This window comes from Thiogranum sp. (genome assembly GCF_058323355.1).
Genome location: NZ_JBTTIO010000077.1, coordinates 1 through 18,506 on the forward strand (window position 1 = coordinate 1; position 18,506 = coordinate 18,506).

Annotated in this window: 16 protein-coding genes and 1 pseudogene; 6 read left to right on the plus strand and 11 right to left on the minus strand. The window is 57.9% G+C overall.

Annotated features, from left to right (window positions below; genetic code table 11):
• Nucleotides 1-111: 111 nt before the first annotated feature.
• Genes ACW81B_RS11515 through ACW81B_RS11530 form a run of 4 tightly spaced genes read right to left on the minus strand, consistent with a single transcriptional unit; the run spans nt 112 to nt 3,530 of the window.
• Entirely contained in the window at nt 112-1,320 is a 1,209-nt protein-coding gene (locus ACW81B_RS11515; protein ID WP_491580370.1) for a tryptophan--tRNA ligase, read from the minus strand.
• A 29-nt stretch (nt 1,321-1,349) separates the two neighbouring features.
• Nucleotides 1,350-2,063 carry a site-2 protease family protein gene (locus ACW81B_RS11520; RefSeq protein ID WP_491580371.1) on the minus strand — a complete coding sequence of 238 codons (714 nt, stop codon included), beginning with the start codon at nt 2,061-2,063 and terminating at the stop codon, nt 1,350-1,352.
• Nucleotide 2,064: 1 nt separating this feature from the next.
• On the minus strand, nt 2,065-2,685 hold the full coding sequence (locus ACW81B_RS11525) for an L-threonylcarbamoyladenylate synthase (protein ID WP_491580372.1): 621 nt from the start codon (nt 2,683-2,685) through the stop codon (nt 2,065-2,067).
• On the minus strand, nt 2,682-3,530 hold the full coding sequence (locus tag ACW81B_RS11530; protein ID WP_491580373.1) for a PHP domain-containing protein: 849 nt from the start codon (nt 3,528-3,530) through the stop codon (nt 2,682-2,684). The genes ACW81B_RS11525 and ACW81B_RS11530 overlap by 4 nt, the downstream gene beginning before the upstream one ends.
• A gap of 77 nt (nt 3,531-3,607) precedes the next feature.
• Here ACW81B_RS11530 and ACW81B_RS11535 point away from each other — a divergent pair, with 77 nt between their 5' ends.
• The 5 genes and pseudogenes from ACW81B_RS11535 (at nt 3,608) to ACW81B_RS11555 (ending at nt 6,566) form a co-directional block, all read left to right on the plus strand.
• Entirely contained in the window at nt 3,608-4,351 is a 744-nt protein-coding gene (locus ACW81B_RS11535; protein WP_491580374.1) for a hypothetical protein, read from the plus strand.
• 42 nt (nt 4,352-4,393) lie between these two features.
• Nucleotides 4,394-4,942: pseudogene (locus ACW81B_RS11540) on the plus strand (septation protein A).
• Nucleotides 4,942-5,241: a YciI family protein gene (locus ACW81B_RS11545; protein WP_491580375.1), complete on the plus strand. Its 300-nt coding sequence runs from the start codon at nt 4,942-4,944 to the stop codon at nt 5,239-5,241. Before ACW81B_RS11540 ends, ACW81B_RS11545 begins: the two are co-directional and overlap by 1 nt.
• Nucleotides 5,242-5,517: a BolA family protein gene (locus ACW81B_RS11550; protein WP_491580376.1), complete on the plus strand. Its 276-nt coding sequence runs from the start codon at nt 5,242-5,244 to the stop codon at nt 5,515-5,517.
• 26 nt (nt 5,518-5,543) lie between these two features.
• Complete coding sequence (locus tag ACW81B_RS11555) at nt 5,544-6,566, plus strand: peptidylprolyl isomerase (RefSeq protein ID WP_491580377.1); 1,023 nt, start codon at nt 5,544-5,546, stop codon at nt 6,564-6,566.
• Between the two features lie 99 nt (nt 6,567-6,665).
• Here the strand turns inward: ACW81B_RS11555 and ACW81B_RS11560 are convergent, their stop codons facing one another.
• The 7 genes from ACW81B_RS11560 to ACW81B_RS11590 form a co-directional block, all read right to left on the minus strand.
• Nucleotides 6,666-7,847: a pyridoxal-phosphate-dependent aminotransferase family protein gene (locus tag ACW81B_RS11560; protein ID WP_491580378.1), complete on the minus strand. Its 1,182-nt coding sequence runs from the start codon at nt 7,845-7,847 to the stop codon at nt 6,666-6,668.
• Between the two features lie 90 nt (nt 7,848-7,937).
• Nucleotides 7,938-9,911 (minus strand): M48 family metallopeptidase, encoded by a 1,974-nt coding sequence (locus ACW81B_RS11565; RefSeq protein ID WP_491580379.1) that lies wholly within the window; start codon nt 9,909-9,911, stop codon nt 7,938-7,940.
• A 27-nt stretch (nt 9,912-9,938) separates the two neighbouring features.
• Nucleotides 9,939-10,535 carry a LemA family protein gene (locus ACW81B_RS11570; protein ID WP_491580380.1) on the minus strand — a complete coding sequence of 199 codons (597 nt, stop codon included), beginning with the start codon at nt 10,533-10,535 and terminating at the stop codon, nt 9,939-9,941.
• Between the two features lie 96 nt (nt 10,536-10,631).
• Nucleotides 10,632-12,659, minus strand: a complete 2,028-nt coding sequence (locus ACW81B_RS11575) for an ABC transporter ATP-binding protein (protein ID WP_491580381.1) — start codon at nt 12,657-12,659, stop codon at nt 10,632-10,634.
• Nucleotides 12,660-12,662: 3 nt separating this feature from the next.
• Nucleotides 12,663-14,069 carry an ABC transporter permease gene (locus ACW81B_RS11580; RefSeq protein WP_491580382.1) on the minus strand — a complete coding sequence of 469 codons (1,407 nt, stop codon included), beginning with the start codon at nt 14,067-14,069 and terminating at the stop codon, nt 12,663-12,665.
• Nucleotides 14,066-15,043 carry an ABC transporter permease gene (locus ACW81B_RS11585; protein WP_491580383.1) on the minus strand — a complete coding sequence of 326 codons (978 nt, stop codon included), beginning with the start codon at nt 15,041-15,043 and terminating at the stop codon, nt 14,066-14,068. Before ACW81B_RS11585 ends, ACW81B_RS11580 begins: the two co-directional genes overlap by 4 nt.
• Nucleotides 15,043-17,277 (minus strand): ABC transporter substrate-binding protein, encoded by a 2,235-nt coding sequence (locus tag ACW81B_RS11590; protein WP_491580384.1) that lies wholly within the window; start codon nt 17,275-17,277, stop codon nt 15,043-15,045. Before ACW81B_RS11590 ends, ACW81B_RS11585 begins: the two co-directional genes overlap by 1 nt.
• Nucleotides 17,278-17,385: 108 nt before the next feature.
• On the opposite strand from ACW81B_RS11590, the gene ACW81B_RS11595 reads away from it, so the two are divergent.
• Complete coding sequence (locus tag ACW81B_RS11595) at nt 17,386-18,174, plus strand: enoyl-ACP reductase FabI (protein WP_491580385.1); 789 nt, start codon at nt 17,386-17,388, stop codon at nt 18,172-18,174.
• The last annotated feature ends 332 nt before the right edge of the window (nt 18,175-18,506 follow it).

An 18,506-nucleotide genomic window follows, 5' to 3' on the forward strand; every position in this document is an offset into this window, starting at 1 on the left:
GGGGTCAGACTCGATTGATCACGGCTGACACGTCAGTCTGTGGCATTGACGAGATCAATCGAGTCTGACCCCATTGAAAACCTGCAATGACGGGGTGCTGACCTGAAAAACCTAGTAATTCAAGCCAATTGCGGCTCTTACTTCAGCCATTGTCTCTTCGGCGGTATCGCGTGCGGCCTCACCCCCCTCGCGCAGAATGTTGCGCACCAGCTGCGGATCTTCCTCGAATTCACGGGCGCGCTCGCGGATCGGCGCCAGTTCGCTGCGCACTGCGTCGATGATCGGCTGCTTGCAGTCCAGGCAGCCGATACCGGCCGAGGTGCAACCCTCGCGTACCCACTGCAGGCGGTTCTCATCCGAGTATACCTGGTGCAGCTGAAACACCGGGCACTTGTCCGGGTTACCCGGGTCGTCACGCCGCACGCGCGCCGGGTCGGTGGGCATGGTGCGCAGTTTCTTTTCCACCTCGTCCGGGTCGTCGCGCAGGGCAATGGTATTGCCGTAGGACTTGGACATTTTCTGTCCGTCCAGCCCCGGCATTTTCGAGGCCTGTGTCAACAGTGCCTGTGGCTCGGGCAGGATGATGCGACCACCGCCTTCGAGATAACCGTACAGCCGTTCGCGATCGCCCATCGCCAGGTTGCCCTGGCTTTCGAGCAGCGCGCGGCCGGTTTCCAGTGCCTCGGTATCGCCCTGCTCCTGGTATCGCTTGCGCAGTTCGCGGTACAGCTTCGCATTTTTCTTGCCCATTTTTTTAATCGCGGCATCGGCCTTGTCTTCGAAACCCGGCTCGCGACCATAGAGATGATTGAAACGGCGCGCCACTTCGCGCGTGAGTTCGACATGTGCCACCTGGTCCTCACCCACCGGTACGGCGCCGGCGCGGTAGACCAGGATATCGGCGCTTTGCAGCAAGGGATAACCGAGAAAGCCATAGGTGGCAAGATCGCGTTCGCGCAGTTTTTCCTGCTGGTCCTTGTAACTGGGCACGCGCTCCAGCCAGCCCAGTGGCGTGATCATGGACAGCAATAAATGCAGCTCGGCATGCTGCGGCACGTCGGACTGCACGAACAGTTTGGCACTGGCCGGGTTGACACCGGCGGCCAACCAGTCGATGACCATGTCCAGCACGCTTTCGCTGATGATATGCGAATCTTCATAGTGGGTAGTCAGGGCGTGCCAGTCGGCAACAAAAAAGTAGCAGTCGTACTCGTGTTGCAGGTTCACCCAGTTTCTCAGTACGCCGTGGTAGTGGCCAAGGTGCAGGCGGCCGGTCGGTCGCATGCCGGACAGTACCCGGTTATCAGTTGCGCTTGCCAAGGTCGATCAGCTCCTCAATGGTTCGGTGTTCATGACATCAACGCACCCAGCAGGCGCTGGAAGTCCCACGCGCGCATGCCGGAGGTCGATACCAGGAGACCCAGAATCAGGTTCATTATCGGTCGCATCAACCAGCCCAGCGACCCTGTCATCAATAACGCGATCAGTATCCAGAACCCGTAGGGCTCGATACGTGAAAAAGGTATGGCATAGCGCGTCGGCAACAGGCCGGTCAGTACCCGGCCACCGTCCAGCGGCGGCAGTGGCAACATGTTCAATACGGCAAGAATGGTATTGATCATCATACCGGCCACGCCCATCAGCAATAACGGCAGGGCCATACTGCTATCCGCCGGCAGCCCCTGCGCAACCCGCGCAACCAGCGCCCAGCCAACTGCCATCACCAGGTTGACTGCCGGCCCGGCGGCGGCCACCCACACCATGTCCTGTTTGGGACGACGCAGGTTGCGCCAGTCGACCGGCACCGGCCTGGCCCAGCCGAACACGAAGCCGCCGGGCAACAGCAGCATCAGCCCGGGCACCAGGATGGTACCGACCGGATCGACATGACGCAGCGGGTTGAGCGACAGGCGGCCCAGCATCTCGGCGGTATGATCGCCGAACAGACGCGCGACCCAGCCGTGCGCCACTTCGTGCACGGTGATGGCGAGCAACACCGGTAACAGCCAGGCGCTGATCTGCTGCACCAGCGTCAGGTCCTGGGTAAAAATCGTTTGTAACATCTCAGGAAAATTCCTCAACCAGCCCTTTACCGTAGCGGGTCACTTCGGGCACATCGCCGGTCAGATCGACCACCGTGGTGGGTTCGATGCCACAATGCCCGCCATCGATCACCAGATCAAGCTGGTGTTCGAGTTTTTGCCGGATATCCCCGGCGTCGGTTTCGGGGAAGTCGCTGTCGGGCAATATGAGCGTCACGCTCATGACCGGTTGTCCAAGCTCGGCCAGCAACGCGGTCGTCACATTGTGCTCCGGAACGCGGATACCGACCGTCTTGCGTTTTTTGTGTTGCAGGCGTTTCGGCACCACAGCGGTAGCGCGCAGGATAAAGGTGTATGGGCCGGGGGTATGCGACTTGAGAAAGCGGTAGGCGTAGTTACTGACACGCGCGTAGTTGGCGATCTCCGACAGGTCGCGGCACAACAGTGTGAAGTTATGCTTTTTGTCGAGATGGCGAATGCGCTGAATCCGTTCCACGGCCGTCTTGTCGTCGAGGTGACAGACCAGCGCGTAACAGGAGTCCGTGGGTAACGCGACCACCCCGCCCTCGTTGATGATCTGCGCCGCCTGCCGGATCAATCGCGGTTGTGGATTGTCCGGGTGAATGTGGAATAACTGGCTCATGCGGCTGCCGGCCAGCTATCGGCCTGCCAGATCGGTGTGCAACCGTCCGGCAGGTCGCGCAGACGGCCCAGCTCTACCCAGGGCTTTTCCGGGCCGTGGTAATCGGAACCGCAGGAGGCAAACAGGCCATGGGTTCTCGCCACCGCCGCCATGTGCAGGGTTTCGTCGCGCGAATGACTGCCGGATACGACTTCGATGCCCACCCCGCCGGCTTCCTGGAACTCACTCACCAGCCGGTTGAGTTTAGTGCGCGTCAGCCCGTAACGCGCGGGGTGCGCAATCACCGGCAGACCGCCGGCATCAATGATCCAGCGCAATGCATCTTCCATCGACGCCCACTGCCCGCCGACAAAGCCCGGCTTGCCACGTACCAGGTAATGTTTGAAAACATCACGTATGGAAGGCGCCCGGCCGGCTTCGACCAGAAAATGCGCAAAATGGGTACGACTGAGAATACTGCCCTTGCAGTGCCTCTGTGCCCCCTTCAGGGCGCCGGCGATACCACTCTTCTCCAGCTTGCGGGCAATTTCCTCGGCACGCCAGACGCGGTAGTCCTGCAGGCTGGCCAGCCCGTCACGCAATGGCTGATGCGCCGGACTGACGTTCAGCCCCAGTATGTGAAGGGTCATATGCCGCCAGCTGACGGATATTTCCACACCAGGTATCAGGGATAATCCGGCCGCACGCGCCGCCGCTTTCGCCTCGGCAAGGCCGGCCAGCGTGTCGTGATCGGTCAGCGCCAGCACATCCACGCCAGCGCTTCTGGCCCGCTCCAGCAGCACTGTCGGGTCCAGGGTACCATCAGAAGCTGTTGAATGGCTGTGTAAATCGTAGCAAACGTCCATCCGGCCTATTGTACCGGAGCGTCGCGGCCAGCGCTTCCCCCTGCGTAAATCGTGCCAATCCGGTATGATGTAAGGCTATGTCTTTACCCGAACCGACACTGGCCAACCTCCACGAGGGGCTGTCCTCCGACCTTGCCGAACTGCTCGACAGCTATCAGTTGCTGGAACCGCAGGAGAAGGGGGAAGGCGCCACGCCGCCGCTGCTGATTGAAGCCTTCAAACAGCTGTTTGACGCCATGCGGCGCACCGAATACGACACGCGCAGCGGGAACCCGCCCGGCACGGGCGCTGTCACAGAACTCGGCGAATATGCGCTGGGGCTGTTCGAGGAAACACTGGAATGGGCCAGTCGACTCAGACTCCCCGAGGCACACGGGAATTTGCAAATACACATCATTAGCCTGGCGCGCTGGATCGGCCACCATGGCGGGAAAATCCAGCTGCTGGAACCGGTTGTCGATGCGCTTGCGCAACAGGCCAACACCACCCGGAACCCGGACGAATTGCTGACGTTATACCAGGCCATGGGTGAAGTGCTCGACAGCACCGACGATATCATCCGCAACGACCTGGAAAAGACCAACCCGGGGCGGCCGTGGCGCGTATTACAAATGAACCGCGCCATCGTCGCGACACGCACACACCAGCCGGAAGCCATGGACGTTGCCTTTCAGTCGCTGGTCACCCACCTTCCGCAGGACGCATCGAAGTTCTTTTCCGAAGGCATGGAACAGATGGACTTGTTAAACTACCCGCCCCATGTCCGCGAAGTCATGGATCGCTATTACCGCAAATGGAGCACTGACCGGACGCTGCACTGACAGCCGCTACATTCGCCCGCACATGAGAGCACCAACGTTACCATGAAGTTCCTTTACGATTTCTTCCCCATTCTGCTGTTTTTTATTGCCTACAAGCTGGGGGATATCTACACGGCAACCGCCGTCGCAATTGCCGCCGCCGCGGTGCAGACACTGGCCTTCTGGCTACGCTACCGCCGCTTCGAAAAAATGCACCTGATCACCTTTGCGCTGCTGCTGTTCTTTGGCGGCCTGACCCTGTTGCTGCGCGACCCGGTCTTCATTAAATGGAAACCCAGCGTGGTCAACTGGCTGTTTGCGGCCGTTTTCCTTGGCAGCCACTGGATCGGAGACAAGCCGATCGTGGAGCGCATGATGAAACACGCCATCGATGCACCGCAGCCGGTATGGCTGCGACTCAGCTGGATGTGGATCACGTTCTTCATCAGTATCGGGTTGCTGAACCTGTATGTCGCCTATAGCTACTCGGAAGAGACCTGGGTCAATGTCAAATAGTTCGGCATGCTCGGCATCACCTTCGCCTTCATCATCGGGCAGGGTTTTTATCTCGCGCGCTACATGATTGAGGAAAAACCCGGAGAAGAATCCTGATGCTGTACGCCTTTATCAGCCAGGACAGGCCCGGCACGCTGGAGCAGCGACTCGCGGCTCGACCGGCACACGTGGAGCGCCTGCAGGCACTGAAAAATGAAGGCCGGCTGATCCTTGCCGGCCCGCATCCTGCAATCGACAGCGAAGACCCGGGTAAAGCCGGTTTCACCGGCAGCCTGGTGGTGGCTGAATTCGATTCTCTCATTGAAGCCCGCCAGTGGGCCGATGCCGACCCCTATGTCAGCGCTGGCGTTTATGAAAACATTTCCGTCAAACCCTTCAAAAAGGTTCTACCCTGAATGACAACTGAACGCGTCACCATGATCCGCGAGCGACTGGAAAAGACCTTCTCGCCGCAACACCTGAATATCCAGGACGAAAGCCACAAGCACGTTGGCCACGCCAGCGCCGGCGGCGCCGGTCACTTTGACGTTGAAATCGTCTCGGATGCATTTGAAGGAAAGTCGCTGATCCAGCGTCACCGCCTCGTCTACGACGCTGTGGACGATATAATGCATACTGAAATTCACGCCCTCAGCATCAAGGCGTCAACACCGTCTGAAACCACATCCTGAAATAACACCACGACAAGGAAGAAACCATGAAACTCCGTTACCTGACGCTTGCGCTGGCACTGGCCGGCACATTAACCGCTTGCGAAAAACCGGCCGACAAGGCTGCCAACAACGACAAGGCAGGTGGCGCATCAGCCGTAGCCACAGATGACAGCAAGGTGCTGGCTATTGTGAATGGTGTACCCATCACGGAAAATACCGTGACACTTTACCAGCAGCAGCGTCAGAGCCGCGCACCCGGTAACCCGGCCAACCAGAACCGCAAGGCCATACTCGAGGAAATCATCAGCCTGGAACTGGTCCGCCAGGACGGTGAAGCCCAGGGTGTCGACAAGACACCTGAAATCCAGGCCCAGATCGAACAGCAGCGTCGCGCCGTTATCGCCTCGGCCGCGTTCCAGAAGCAGCTGGAGAAGAACCCGATTACCGATGAAGAACTCAAGGCCCTGTACGACGAGAAAACCCAGGGCGGAAATGAATACAAGGCCCGCCACATCCTGGTCGACAGCAAGGAAAAGGCCGAAAGCCTGATCGCCGAACTCGACAAGGGCGCTGACTTTGCCGAACTGGCAAAGAAGCACTCCACCGGCCCATCCGGCAAGAGCGGTGGTGATCTTGGCTGGTTCGCACCCAAGTCCATGGTCAAGCCGTTCAGCGATGCCGTCGTCGGCATGGAAAAAGGCGCCTACACAAAGGAACCGGTCAAGACCCAGTTTGGCTGGCACATCATCCAGCTGGAAGATACGCGTGAAACCACACCGCCACCTTTCGAACAGGTCAAGCCCCAGCTGCAAATGATGGTGCGTAACCAGCGTGTGCAGGATTACATCCAGGGGCTGCGCGGCAAGGCTGATATCAAAATAATGGAGGTCGCCACGACACCGGCGCCTGCACCGGCAACAACCGATGAACATGCCGGCCACGATCATGATAATGCAGCCCCGGCTGATAACGCGGCAGGCGCAGACAAGCCTGCGGAAGAAACTGCACCAGCAGAGACTGAAACAAAGCAGGCGGAACCCGCGGCAAGCGATACCGGCAAGCCGTAACCCAAATGAAAAAAGCCCGCCTCCTGTTGATCGGGAGGCGGGCTTTTTCTATGGCTGATTTCGTCTGAATTCCGGCATGCGCCGGAATGACGAGTTCACTCAGGCAGCAAACACCTTCATCGCCGCCTCAACTGCCACACCGGATTCAATCGGCGCTTTCATATCCGCCAGCACGGCATCCAGCGCACCCAGACACAACAGCACATTCTTCTGGTTGCTCGCAAAGCCCATCAGACCAATCCGCCAGATCTTTCCGGCCAGCGGACCAAGCCCGGCGCCGATTTCCAGGCTGTATTCATTCAGCAGACGTGAGCGCACCACTGCCTCATCGACACCTTCCGGAATCGTCACCGAGTTCAACTGCGGCAGACGATGTGCTTCGTCAACGACAAATGACAGCCCCATTGCCTCGATACCGGCACGTAGCGCAGTATGGTTATACTGATGACGCTGACAGGCATTCTCGATGCCTTCTTCCTTGAGGATAACCAGTGCCTCGTGCAGCCCATACAACGCATTGATCGGCGCCGTGTGGTGATAGGCACGCTTCGCCCCGCCACCCCAGTAACCCAGTACCAGGTTCAGGTCCATAAACCAGCTCTGCACCGTGGTCTTGCGGTTCTTGATACGCTCCACGGCTGCATCGCTGAATGTCACCGGAGACAGGCCCGGTGTGCAGGACAGACACTTTTGTGTACCGGAGTACACGGCATCCAGGCCCCATTCGGAAACCATCAGTGGAGAACCACCCAGCGATGTCACACAGTCCGCAATAATCAGGCAATCGTGGCGATGGGCGATTTCAGCCAGCGTCTTCGCATCGGAAATTGCACCGGTCGACGTTTCAGCATGCACAAAAGCCACCAGACGAATGTCCGGGTTGGCCTTCAGCGCTTCCTCAACCTTGTTCGGATCAACCGGCTTGCCCCATTCGTCTTCCACCATCACCGGGGTTGCGCCACAGCGTTCGACATTTTCTTTCATGCGACCGCCGAACACACCGTTCTGACACACCAGCACCGTGTCACCCGGCTCGACGAGATTGACGAAGCAGGTTTCCATGCCCGCTGAACCCGGTGCGGAAACCGGCATGGTCAGCTCATAATCTGTCTGGAAGGCATACCGCAACAACACCTTCATTTCATCCATCAGGGCAACAAACATCGGGTCGAGATGGCCGATGGTCGGCCGCGACATAGCTTCGAGAACACGTGGATTGACATCGGACGGGCCGGGGCCCATCAGGGTGCGCACCGGCGGGTGAAATGACTGTTGGCTCATGATTCTTTTTCCTGTCCCGTAAACTTTACGTCGCGCAGTTTAGCATGCACTTTGGTGGAGGCTGCAAGGTTTAGGATCAGCTTTACCCTACTATTTGAGAGGGTTAGGGGGTAGTGCAGGACGCTGTAAAACAATCGGCGGCATGGGGCAATCGAGGACATCCGAAAATGCACGCAGCAATTCAATTTCAACGGGCGATATTTTCTGATCGTGTATGACACTGGCGGCACAGGCCTTCAGCAGCTGTGGCTTGACCAGGGGTTTCAGCTTTGCCAGTTTTTGCAGACAACGATCCAGATCTGAAAGACTGATTTTATTTTTTGCCACGAGTTCAAGCCCGTCGAAATCCAGCATTTTTGTTGCAGCAGCAAATGCTTCCTCAATATTGTTTTTATCCTGATGCCCCGCATGGGCCATAACCGACAGAATCAGTTCGATTTCCCTTTTTAGCGGTCCGAGCCGGGCATAGCGGGCTTTCGCCGGTGTCAGTTTGAAGAAATGTGCATCAAGATGATTGAACAGGATTTTCTGCAACGACCATTCCAGCAGCTCGACCCTGTTATCCATTTCAATTAACGCGACCAGATTTTCCTTGAAGGATTTGTACTGGCCGATTGATAGCTGTTTCAGCGCCGGTACAGCGATATTGATGGTGGGCAAACGGTATTGAATATCCAGATCATCCAGCTCCGGCATCAGTTTCAGTGTTAATGCATAGACATCCGGATCGGCATATTCCTGTAGTTGTTTCAATTGCCCGGCGCGAACATCCTGCTCCTTGTTCAGCACCATGACATAGATGACAGCCCTGGCCCCATAGGGCTCACGGGCAGCCTCTTTGATGACTGAGGGTAATCCTGATATCAGCGAACGGGCATGGTTGATTGTTTCCTGTTTGGGGTTGCCAATTTGATCAATTGCATTCGCGACATCGGCCATTGCAGCACCGGTAACGACAGTAGCGACCTTTTGCGCGAGTTCCTCGCGCGTCATGGTCTCCTGTTTGTCGGCAACGCCTTCACCGGGGGGTGAGTCGGACTTGTCGGAAGAGGCAAACTTGCCATCCCAACGGGGATCGATACGCAGGATACGCCTGGCCAGCGGTGGGTGCGTGGCGGACAGGGATTGCATAAAGCCCGAGACCCCCTGGGCGAAAAAGGCGTGGCTGACTTCGGGGGCAGCGGGGTTCTCAATCCTTGAACCAGACTCCAGTCCGCCGATTCTCTTCAGCGCACCCGCAATCCCGTCCGGGTTGCGGGTAAACTGAACCGCTGAGGCATCCGCAAGATATTCCCGCTGCCGGCTCACGGCGGCCTTGATCAGGCCACCGAAGAATGTACCGGCAAAACCGATGACCATCAGCCCGATAGCCAGTGCCAGTATTCCGCCCGCGCTTTTACCGCTACTCCGGCTACGCCTTGAATAAGACGTGGAATACAAAATATAGTAACCGATCATGCCGAGAACCAGGATGCCATTCAGCACGCCCATCAAGCGGATGTTGAGTCGCATATCACCATTGAAGATGTGGCTGAACTCATGGGCGATGACGCCTTGCAGCTGGTCACGACTCAAGTGATCGATCGCCCCCCGGGTAACCCCGATGACGGCATCGCGCGGCGAGAAACCGGCCGCAAAGGCATTAATCCCCGGCTCATCCACAAGCAGGTAAACCGGCGGCGCAGGCGTACCGGATGCGATGGCCATTTCCTCCACCACGTTTAACAGTTTGCGCTGGTTCAGATCATTGCTGTTGCGCGGGATCAATTGCCCACCCAACGCTTCGGCAACCACCTTGCCACCTGCTGACAAGGCCATGATCTTGTACAGACTGCCTGCCAGTACGACGACACCAACACCCGCACTGACAGCGAAAAATGCCTGCCAGTCCATTTGCCGGAGCACCACTCCGCCATCCTGTATTTGCTGGCTGTTGATATAACCGAACACCACCATAACCAGCAGATTGGTCATGATAATCAAGGTGACTACCGCCAGAATAAACAGGATGACAAGCAGGGCCGTGTGTTTACGCACACGATCCTGTGATTCAAAAAAATTCATTTCAGGCAGCCGAAGTCAAAGCAGCGGCTAGAATGAAACTTTTGGCGCGGCCTGTATGGCAGCACTGTCTTCGAATTCCAGCAGCGTAGCATCCTGCGCGTGGCCGAATCGTGCCGCAAAGAACACAGGGGGAAAGGTCTGTTTATAGGTATTGTAATCCATCACCTGATCGTTAAAAGCTTGCCGGGCGAATGAGACTTTATTTTCGGTGGAGATAAGCTCTTCACTCAATTGCATCATATTCTGATTGGCCTTGAGATCCGGATAGGCCTCCATCACCATATTAAAATTCATCAAAGCGCCGGCCAGTTTGCCTTCGGCGCCACTCAGGCCCTTTATCGCCTCGGCATTACCCGGATCGGCCGCCGCGTCTGACAACATTTTCTGCGCCGTATTACGCGCCGCAACCACGGCCTCCAGGGTTTCACGTTCGTGCTTGATGTAACCTTTCGCCGTCTCGATGAGATTGGGTATCAGATCGTAACGCCGCTTTAATTGCACTTCGATCTGCGCAAAGGCGTTCTGGTAGCGATTCTTCAGCGTAACCAGTTTATTGAATATCCCGATCACATAAAAAACGATCAGGGCAGCAACAACCAGGAAGACGATTAATGACACATCCATATTTCCTGTCCTTTTCCGGAATGCCTGAATCAGATAGATGCTGTCATTCTTGCACCCTGGCCGGGGGAAGTAAACGAATGGTGGCGCGGGACGTATTCAGTCCACGGGGTCACCCAACAAATAACACCGCGCCGAATGCCCCCCGCCCAGTTGAACAGATGGCGGATATGTCCCGCGGCAGACTTCCATCGCCTGCGGACAACGGGGATGGAAGTGACAGCCGGCAGGCGGATTCGCCGGCGACGGCAAATCCCCTTCCAGGCGGATGATCTCTCTCTGCGTTTCCTTGTCCAGTGTCGGCACGGCGGACAACAGCGCCTGCGTATACGGGTGCTGTGCATTGTCCAGCACGTCGCTGACACCCCCCTCCTCCACAATGCGACCGAGGTACATCACTGCCACACGGTCGGCCAGGTACGACACCACTGAAAGGTCGTGGGTAATGAACAGGTAGGAAAGCCCGAGTTCACTTTGAAGATCTTTCAACAGGTTCAGGATCTGCGCCTGTACCGATACATCCAGCGCACTGGTAGGTTCATCACAGACAATCAGCCTGGGCTCGACGGCCAGCGCACGTGCGATACAGATACGCTGGCGCTGACCGCCCGAGAACTGGTGCGGGTAGCGCGTACGGTTTTCAGGGCGCAGGCCAACCTGGTCGAGCAACTGGTCAACCCGTTTCCGGCGCTGTGCCGAATCGCCACCGATACCCTGCGCGATCATACCTTCCTCGATAATGTCGCCGATATTCATGCGCGGGTTCATGGACGAGAACGGGTCCTGGAAAATGATCTGGAACTCGGAACGACGTTTGCGCAGGGCTTCGCCACGTAACGTCACCAGGTCGGTACCCTCGAAACAGACCGAACCACCGGTCGGTTTCAGCAATTGCAGGATACCCTTGCCGGCGGTGGTCTTGCCGCAGCCGGACTCACCGACCAGTGCCACGGTTTCACCGCGTGGAATAGACAGACTGATGCCATCAACCGCGCGCACGTAGCCCACGGTACGCCGGAACAGGCCCTTCTGGATCGGGAAGTGGACCTTCAGATCGCGGGTTTCCAGCAATTCATCACCCGCACCTGTCGCCGCGCCCGCTGTTTTCTGCACAACATCGTCAGTTGCAGGGCTGGAGGAATCCGGCACACTGATCGTCGGATCGGCAAGGTGGCAGCGCATACCGCGCCTGCCTTCCTCATCGAACCAGTCGGGCGCAACCTGCCGGCAAACATCCCAGGCGCGGTCGCAGCGTTCGGCAAAACGGCAGGCATGAAACACCTGGTTGAGTGGTGGCACGGTGCCCGGTATGACGGTAAGACGTTGCTCACGTTTACTGCTGTCGGGCAGTGCGGCAAACAAGCGCTGACTGTAGGGATGATGCGGTTCTCTGTAAAATGCATCGCGCGGTGCCTGTTCGATAATCTGGCCGGCGTACATGACCGCCACATGATCGGCCATACCGGCAACCACGCCGAGGTCGTGGGTAATCAGTAACACAGCCATGCCGCGTTCGCGTTGCAGTTTCTGGATCAGTTCCAGTACCTGCGCCTGGATGGTGACATCCAGCGCGGTAGTCGGCTCATCGGCAATCAACAGGTCAGGGTCGCCGGCCAGTGCCATGGCGATCATCACACGCTGTTTCATGCCACCGGATAACTGGTGCGGGTATTCATCATGGCGCCGTGCCGCATCGGGGATACCCACGGCATCGAGTAAACGAATCACTTCCTGTCGCGCCGCCTCGCCTTCCAGTCCCTTGTGCAGCGCCAGGCTTTCGCTGATCTGCACACCAATGGTCATGACCGGGTTGAGTGAAGTCTGTGGTTCCTGGAAGATCATGGCAATGCGCGCACCGCGTATGCGGCGCATGCCGGACTCAGGCAGTGCCAGCAGTTCCTCACCGTCGAGTTTCACCGAGCCACCGGTAATCTCGCCGGCGGGTTGCGGCAACAACCGCAACAGCGACAAGGCCGTCATGGATTTGCCGCACCCGGACTCGCCCAGCAAGGCAAAGGTCTCGCCGCGCGCAATACTGAAACTGATGCCGTCCACCGGGCGCACCGCGTTGTCACCGGTACCGAGCCGGACTTTCAGGTCTTTGACTTCGAGCAATGTGTGGGTCATGGCTTATCGTCGCAATCTTGGGTCAAAGGCATCGCGTACCGCGTCGGAAAACAGGTTGGCCGCCAGCACCAGGATAAACATGAAAGTGAACGCCGCCAGCAGCGACCACCACACCATCGGTTCGCGCGCCATTTCCAGCCGTGCGCTGTTGATCATATTGCCCCAGCTCATGGTGGTCGGGTCGACACCGACACCGACGTAGGACAACACCGCCTCGGCCAGCACCAGCCCGCTGAAATCGATAACCACGGCAATCAGCACCAGGTGCATCAGGTTCGGTAACAGGTGGCGCACCATGATCACCAGCCGCGATACACCGAATGCGTTGGCTGCCTGCACATAATCCAGTTCGCGCAGTTTGAGTGTTTCGCCGCGCAACAACCGGCACAGGCCGGTCCAGCTGGTAATGCCCAGGATCAGACACAGGAATAACAGGCGCAGGTCGGCGCGCTCGGCCATGGTTTCAAACAGTTCCGGGTGCGTATCGATATAGACCTGCATCATCAGTACGGACGCGGCAATCAGCAGCACCCCGGGAATAGAGTTCAACGTGGTATACAGGTACTGGATGACATCGTCGACCCAGCCACGGAAGTAACCGGCCATCATGCCGAGGAACACGGCAAACGGCAGCATCACCAGTGTGGTGAGCGTACCGATGACCAGGCCGGTACGGATACTCTTTATAGTCTGGTAGAGTACATCCTTGCCCACCTTGTCGGTGCCGAGCACATGCCAGGCACTGGCGAGGTTGACGATGAGCGCGGCGAGTAACACGAACAGAAACACCATGAACAATGCGGTGCGCCAGGGCACCGGTGTGTTCCCACGCAGGATACGCTGCATGGCCTCCTTCGTGGAACAGTGCCAGCGCCGACCCAGGCGCAGCGACAACAACAGGGCCAGTAGCAACATCACCAGCACACTCTGCCAGGTCGCTGTCAGGAAACGGCTGGTGATGTCGGCGGCACGATCCCGTTGCGGATCTTCGAGATGTGCCCCCCCGTATTTCAGGCGTGGGAAAATCCGCTGTTGCACACCGTGCTCGTCTATCACGGTTTCCCGGGTATATAACGTCGTCGCGAAAGGCGCGGAATAGGTCTTCTCGACCTGCGTCCCGACATTGCCCAGCAGGTCATCCAGCAGGCTGACCACCTCACCGGCATACTGCACCTCGACCTGGCCGTTTTGCATGGGCAGGGCCTTGCGGTAGTGCACCGAATCGAGCAGACCGGTCAATGTGTAGAAAGCCAGCACCACCAGCGAAGCAACGGCGATACGTCCTTTAACGACTTCCCGCCAGGGTGCACGCAGGTGTTCGTGGCGCCGCGCATAGACAACGAAGGCAATGACAATCACCACCAGCAGGAACACCAGTGCGTCTGTCCAGAGGATCACCGGCTTGATCATGACAGGCGTATCCTCGGGTCAACCAGGGTATAGGACAGGTCGGTGAGCAGCAGGCCGATGATGTACAGCACTGAACCAAGGAACACCATCGCGCGCACAATAGCGAAGTCCTGCTTCTGGATAGCTTCGATGGTGTAGCTGCCGAGGCCGGGAATACCGAAGAAGGATTCCATGATCAGGCTGCCCATGAACAGCAACGGCAACACCACGACCACGCCGGTGAGGATCGGCACCATGGCATTCTTCAGCACGTGGGTGAACAGCAGCTTCAGCTCCGGCAGGCCCTTGGCGCGCGCGGTGCGCACATAGTCACGGCCGATCTCTTCCAGGAAAATGGTGCGGTACCAGCGGCCGCTGGCGCCCAGGGCGGAGAGCACACCGATCACGACCGGTAACAGCACAAAACGCCATGCCTGCCAGCCCGGCTCGTAGCCCGATATCGGCACAAGGTGTAACAGCTTGCTGAACACATATTGCCCGGCAATGATGTAGAACAGGCCGGAGATGGACATCAGCACCACGCACAGAATGACACCGGACAGATCCAGGTAGGTGCCGCGGAAAAATGCCAGCAACATGGCGAAGCTGATATGCACCAGCAGACCCAGCAACAACGTCGGGATGGCAATGGCGAGGCTGGGCCACATACGCTTGCTGATATCGTCACCAATGTTGCGCCCTGCATCCGACGAACCGAATTCGAAGGCAAACAGTTTGACGGACTTGTCGAAAAAGATGGTATCCGTCAGGCGCTCGACACCCTGCGCATCCCGGTTATACAACAACGGCTGGTCATAACCGTGTTCAGCCTTCCATTTTTCTATTGCTTCCGGCGTTACGTGCTTCATACCGAGGTGCATACGCGCCACGTCGTCAGGACTGTTGACCACAAAGAACAGCACAAAGGTAATCAGGTTGACACCGATGAGAATCGGGATCGCGTACAGCAAACGGCGGATGATATAGGCCAGCATCAGCTCTGCTCCGCCAGCATGCGCCGGTTCTCGTGACGCTTGTAACCAATCACTGCAGGAATCACCATGAGCACCAGCAACAGGCCAATCAGCCCCAGCGGCCAGACCACCGGCCGGTTCCACTCACGCCGTTTCTGTTCGCGAAGCTGTGGATCGATACGTTTATATTTCAGTGTATTGTTGGCCATCAGGTTCGGCTTGGCATTGAAATACCAGTCGTGGTACAGCACAAACTGCTTGGGATGGAAACCACACGCCCAGGGTGCATCGCGGCGCAGGATATCGATCATCCGGTCGATGATCGCCTGGCGCCCGGGGCCATTGGGCATGCTTTTCATCTGGTCGAACAGGCGGTCGTATTCCGGGTTGTTGTAGTTGGCCGCGTTCTCACCGTTCTTTTTGAACTTGGCGTTCTTGCCGTAGAGCAGGAACAGGAAATTCTCCGGGTCAGGGTAGTCGGCATTCCACCCCCACTGGAAAATCTGCGCCGTGCCCTTGATCATCTTGTCCTGGAAACGGTTGTAGTCGGTATTGCGGATCTGCAGCTGGATATCCAGCTTGCCAAACTGCTTGCGTACCCAGTTCTGGCGCGCGGAGTCGTCCGGCCCTCCCCCCGTGGCATCCAGGTACAGCACCAGCGGCTTGCCGGTTTTGATATCACGGCCATCCGGGTAACCGGCCTTTGCCAGCAGGCGCCGCGCTTCCTCGACAGACTTGCGTTGCGGACCCTGCGGCGTCCAGTCATACAGCCAGGGGTTTATCCCCGCCCGGCCCTCGCGGTAACCGAAAATACCCGGCGGCAACGGACTCTGTGCCGGGATACCCCGACCGTTGGCGAAGATGGAGATATATTCCTCGTAGTCCATTGCAAGGGTGATAGCGTGGCGTAGCAGGCGTGCACGCTCACTGTTACCGCCCACCACTGGATCGATCATGTTGAAGCCCATGTAATAGATCGAGGTGGCAACCGCTGTATTCAGGTGTATGCCCCGGGCCTTCAGCTCGGGTGTCAGGGAAATCGCGCCACCACCACTGACCTGTATGGCCTGGTCGAAACTGTCTGAACTCACTCCGGAGGCATCGTAATAGCCCTGCAGGAACTTGTTCCAGGTCGGGATCGCTTCTTTTTCCAGGCTGTAGATCACTTTGTCGATAAAAGGCATTTCGCGGCCTGAATCCTGCAGAAAACCGGCCTCGATATCTTCTGGTTCACCACTGTCAGGATAGACTTCACCGCGAAAATTGGGGTTACGTTCCATGACCATCTGCCGGTTCGGGTCGTTCACCGTCAACATGTACGGCCCGGTGCCGACCGGGTACCAGTCCAGGGTGATATTGCGTTGCTTCATGCCCGGCTGGTTATAGAACACATCGGCTTCCCAGGGTACTGGCGCGAAAAACGGCATGGCCAGCCAGTAACGGAACTGTGGATACTTGCCGCGTACCGTGATGCGGTAACGGTAACGATCAAGCACCGTTGCACCTTGCAGGGGAAAATCGCCGAGCTTCAGCGTCACCGGCACCCGGCCTCCCGCATTATCCGGCCCTTGCGCCGCGGCCTGTTCATCAGCGGCCTTGCGCAGGGTAACGGCGTACTCTTTCAGACCCACAATGTAATCGGCCATCAGGCCGAAAATCGGTGAATGCAGGTGCGGATGGGCCAGCCGCTTGATCTCGTATACATAATCGGCTGCCACCAGTTCGCGACTGCCGGTCAGGGGGAAATCGGCCAGTGTAGTGATGTCATCAAGTTCAGTGATATCGAGATTGTGATAGACATATGCACCACTGCCGTCTTTCGCAAAGGCCGGGTGCGGCTGGTACAGGATACCCGGCCTGATTTCGATATCGTAGACACTGAACGCGATAGCGCTGTCCGGTGCATCGTCGGCCAGGCGTTCGCCCTGCTCGTCCAGGTAATACGGCTCCGGCATGTGCGTGACCGTCAGCGGTTCCAGCTGATAGGGACGCTTGAGGAAATGGTACTGCAGCGGCGGCTCGTAGATCTGCCCGGTAAACACCACTTCGTTGGAGCTGTAGGACTGCGCCGGGTCCAGGTGCTTGGGCCGCGCATTGAACGAGGAATAAAGAATATTCTGGCCTGCCTGGTCCGGCGGATAGGGGCTGTTCCACGGCTGCTCACCGCAGGCTGTAACGACAATACTGACAAGGAACCATCCCAGCCCCCTGAGAAACCCGTCCAGCCTGTTGAACCGCGTGTGTGGCGCATGCATGAGCCCGCATTATAGGGGGCACGGGCGGGCTTTCACAGGACTTCCCGTCGCCGCGTTTTTCCGGTACCTTAGCGCCACCAAACTATCAGACAGAGGTCAAAAGCAGCCATGGGATTTCTAACCGGCAAACGTGCGCTTATCGTTGGACTCGCCAGCAACCGGTCGATTGCCTGGGGCATCGCCAAAGCCATGCAACGCGAAGGCGCTGAACTCGCCTTTACCTACCAGAATGACAAGCTGCGCGACCGGGTGGAAAAAATGGCCGGCGAATGCGGCACCGAAATCATCGTCCCCTGCGACGTCTCCGATGACGAACAGATCGACGCGGTATTCGACCACCTCGACGACTACTGGGACCACCTGGACATCATTGTTCACTCCGTCGCCTTTGCACCGCGCGCCGAACTGGAAGGTGATTACCTTGAATCCGTCAGCCGCGAAGGCTTCCGCGTTGCCCACGAAATCAGCTCCTACAGCTTCTCCGCACTGGCCAAGGCAGGCTGCCGGATGATGGAAGGCCGCGACGGCTCACTGCTGACCCTGAGCTACTACGGCGCCGAGAAGGCCATGCCCAACTACAATGTCATGGGCCTCGCCAAGGCCAGTCTGGAGGCCAACGTGCGCTATATGGCACAGAGCCTTGGCCCTGACGGTATTCGCGTTAACGCTATCTCGGCCGGCCCGATCAAGACACTGGCCGCCGCCGGCATCAGCAACTTCCGCAAGATGCTGGATCTGATGGAGCGCACCTCACCACTCCGCAAGAATGTCACCATTGACGAAGTCGGCAATGCAGCCGCTTTCCTCTGTTCCGACCTGGCATCCGGCATCACCGGCGAAGTGACCTATGTCGATGCGGGTTACAACACCACGGGAATGCCGCCACTGGATGACTGAAACTCGGGGTGTTAAGCACCGGTTTATCTGCCTTTTCCGATCCAACGGCTTGCCCGCTACGCGGGTTCCCTGCGCTTCTCGCGTAACGCGGCGTTCGCCCAAACTCGCGGTTTCTTCGAAACCGCTCAGACAAGGGCTCTCTTCTTCCGCGTTCCGCTGCGATGCTCGGCTGCACCGACGTATCGGAAAAGGCAGATAAACCGGTGCAGGATACTTCGTGGCAGCGTTTACACCATCCCGTCATTGCGAGCGCAGCGCGGCAATCTTTTGAGTTGGGTGTAAATCTATGGGAAATTGCTTCGCTGCGCTCGCAATGACAGGCTGGAACAGAG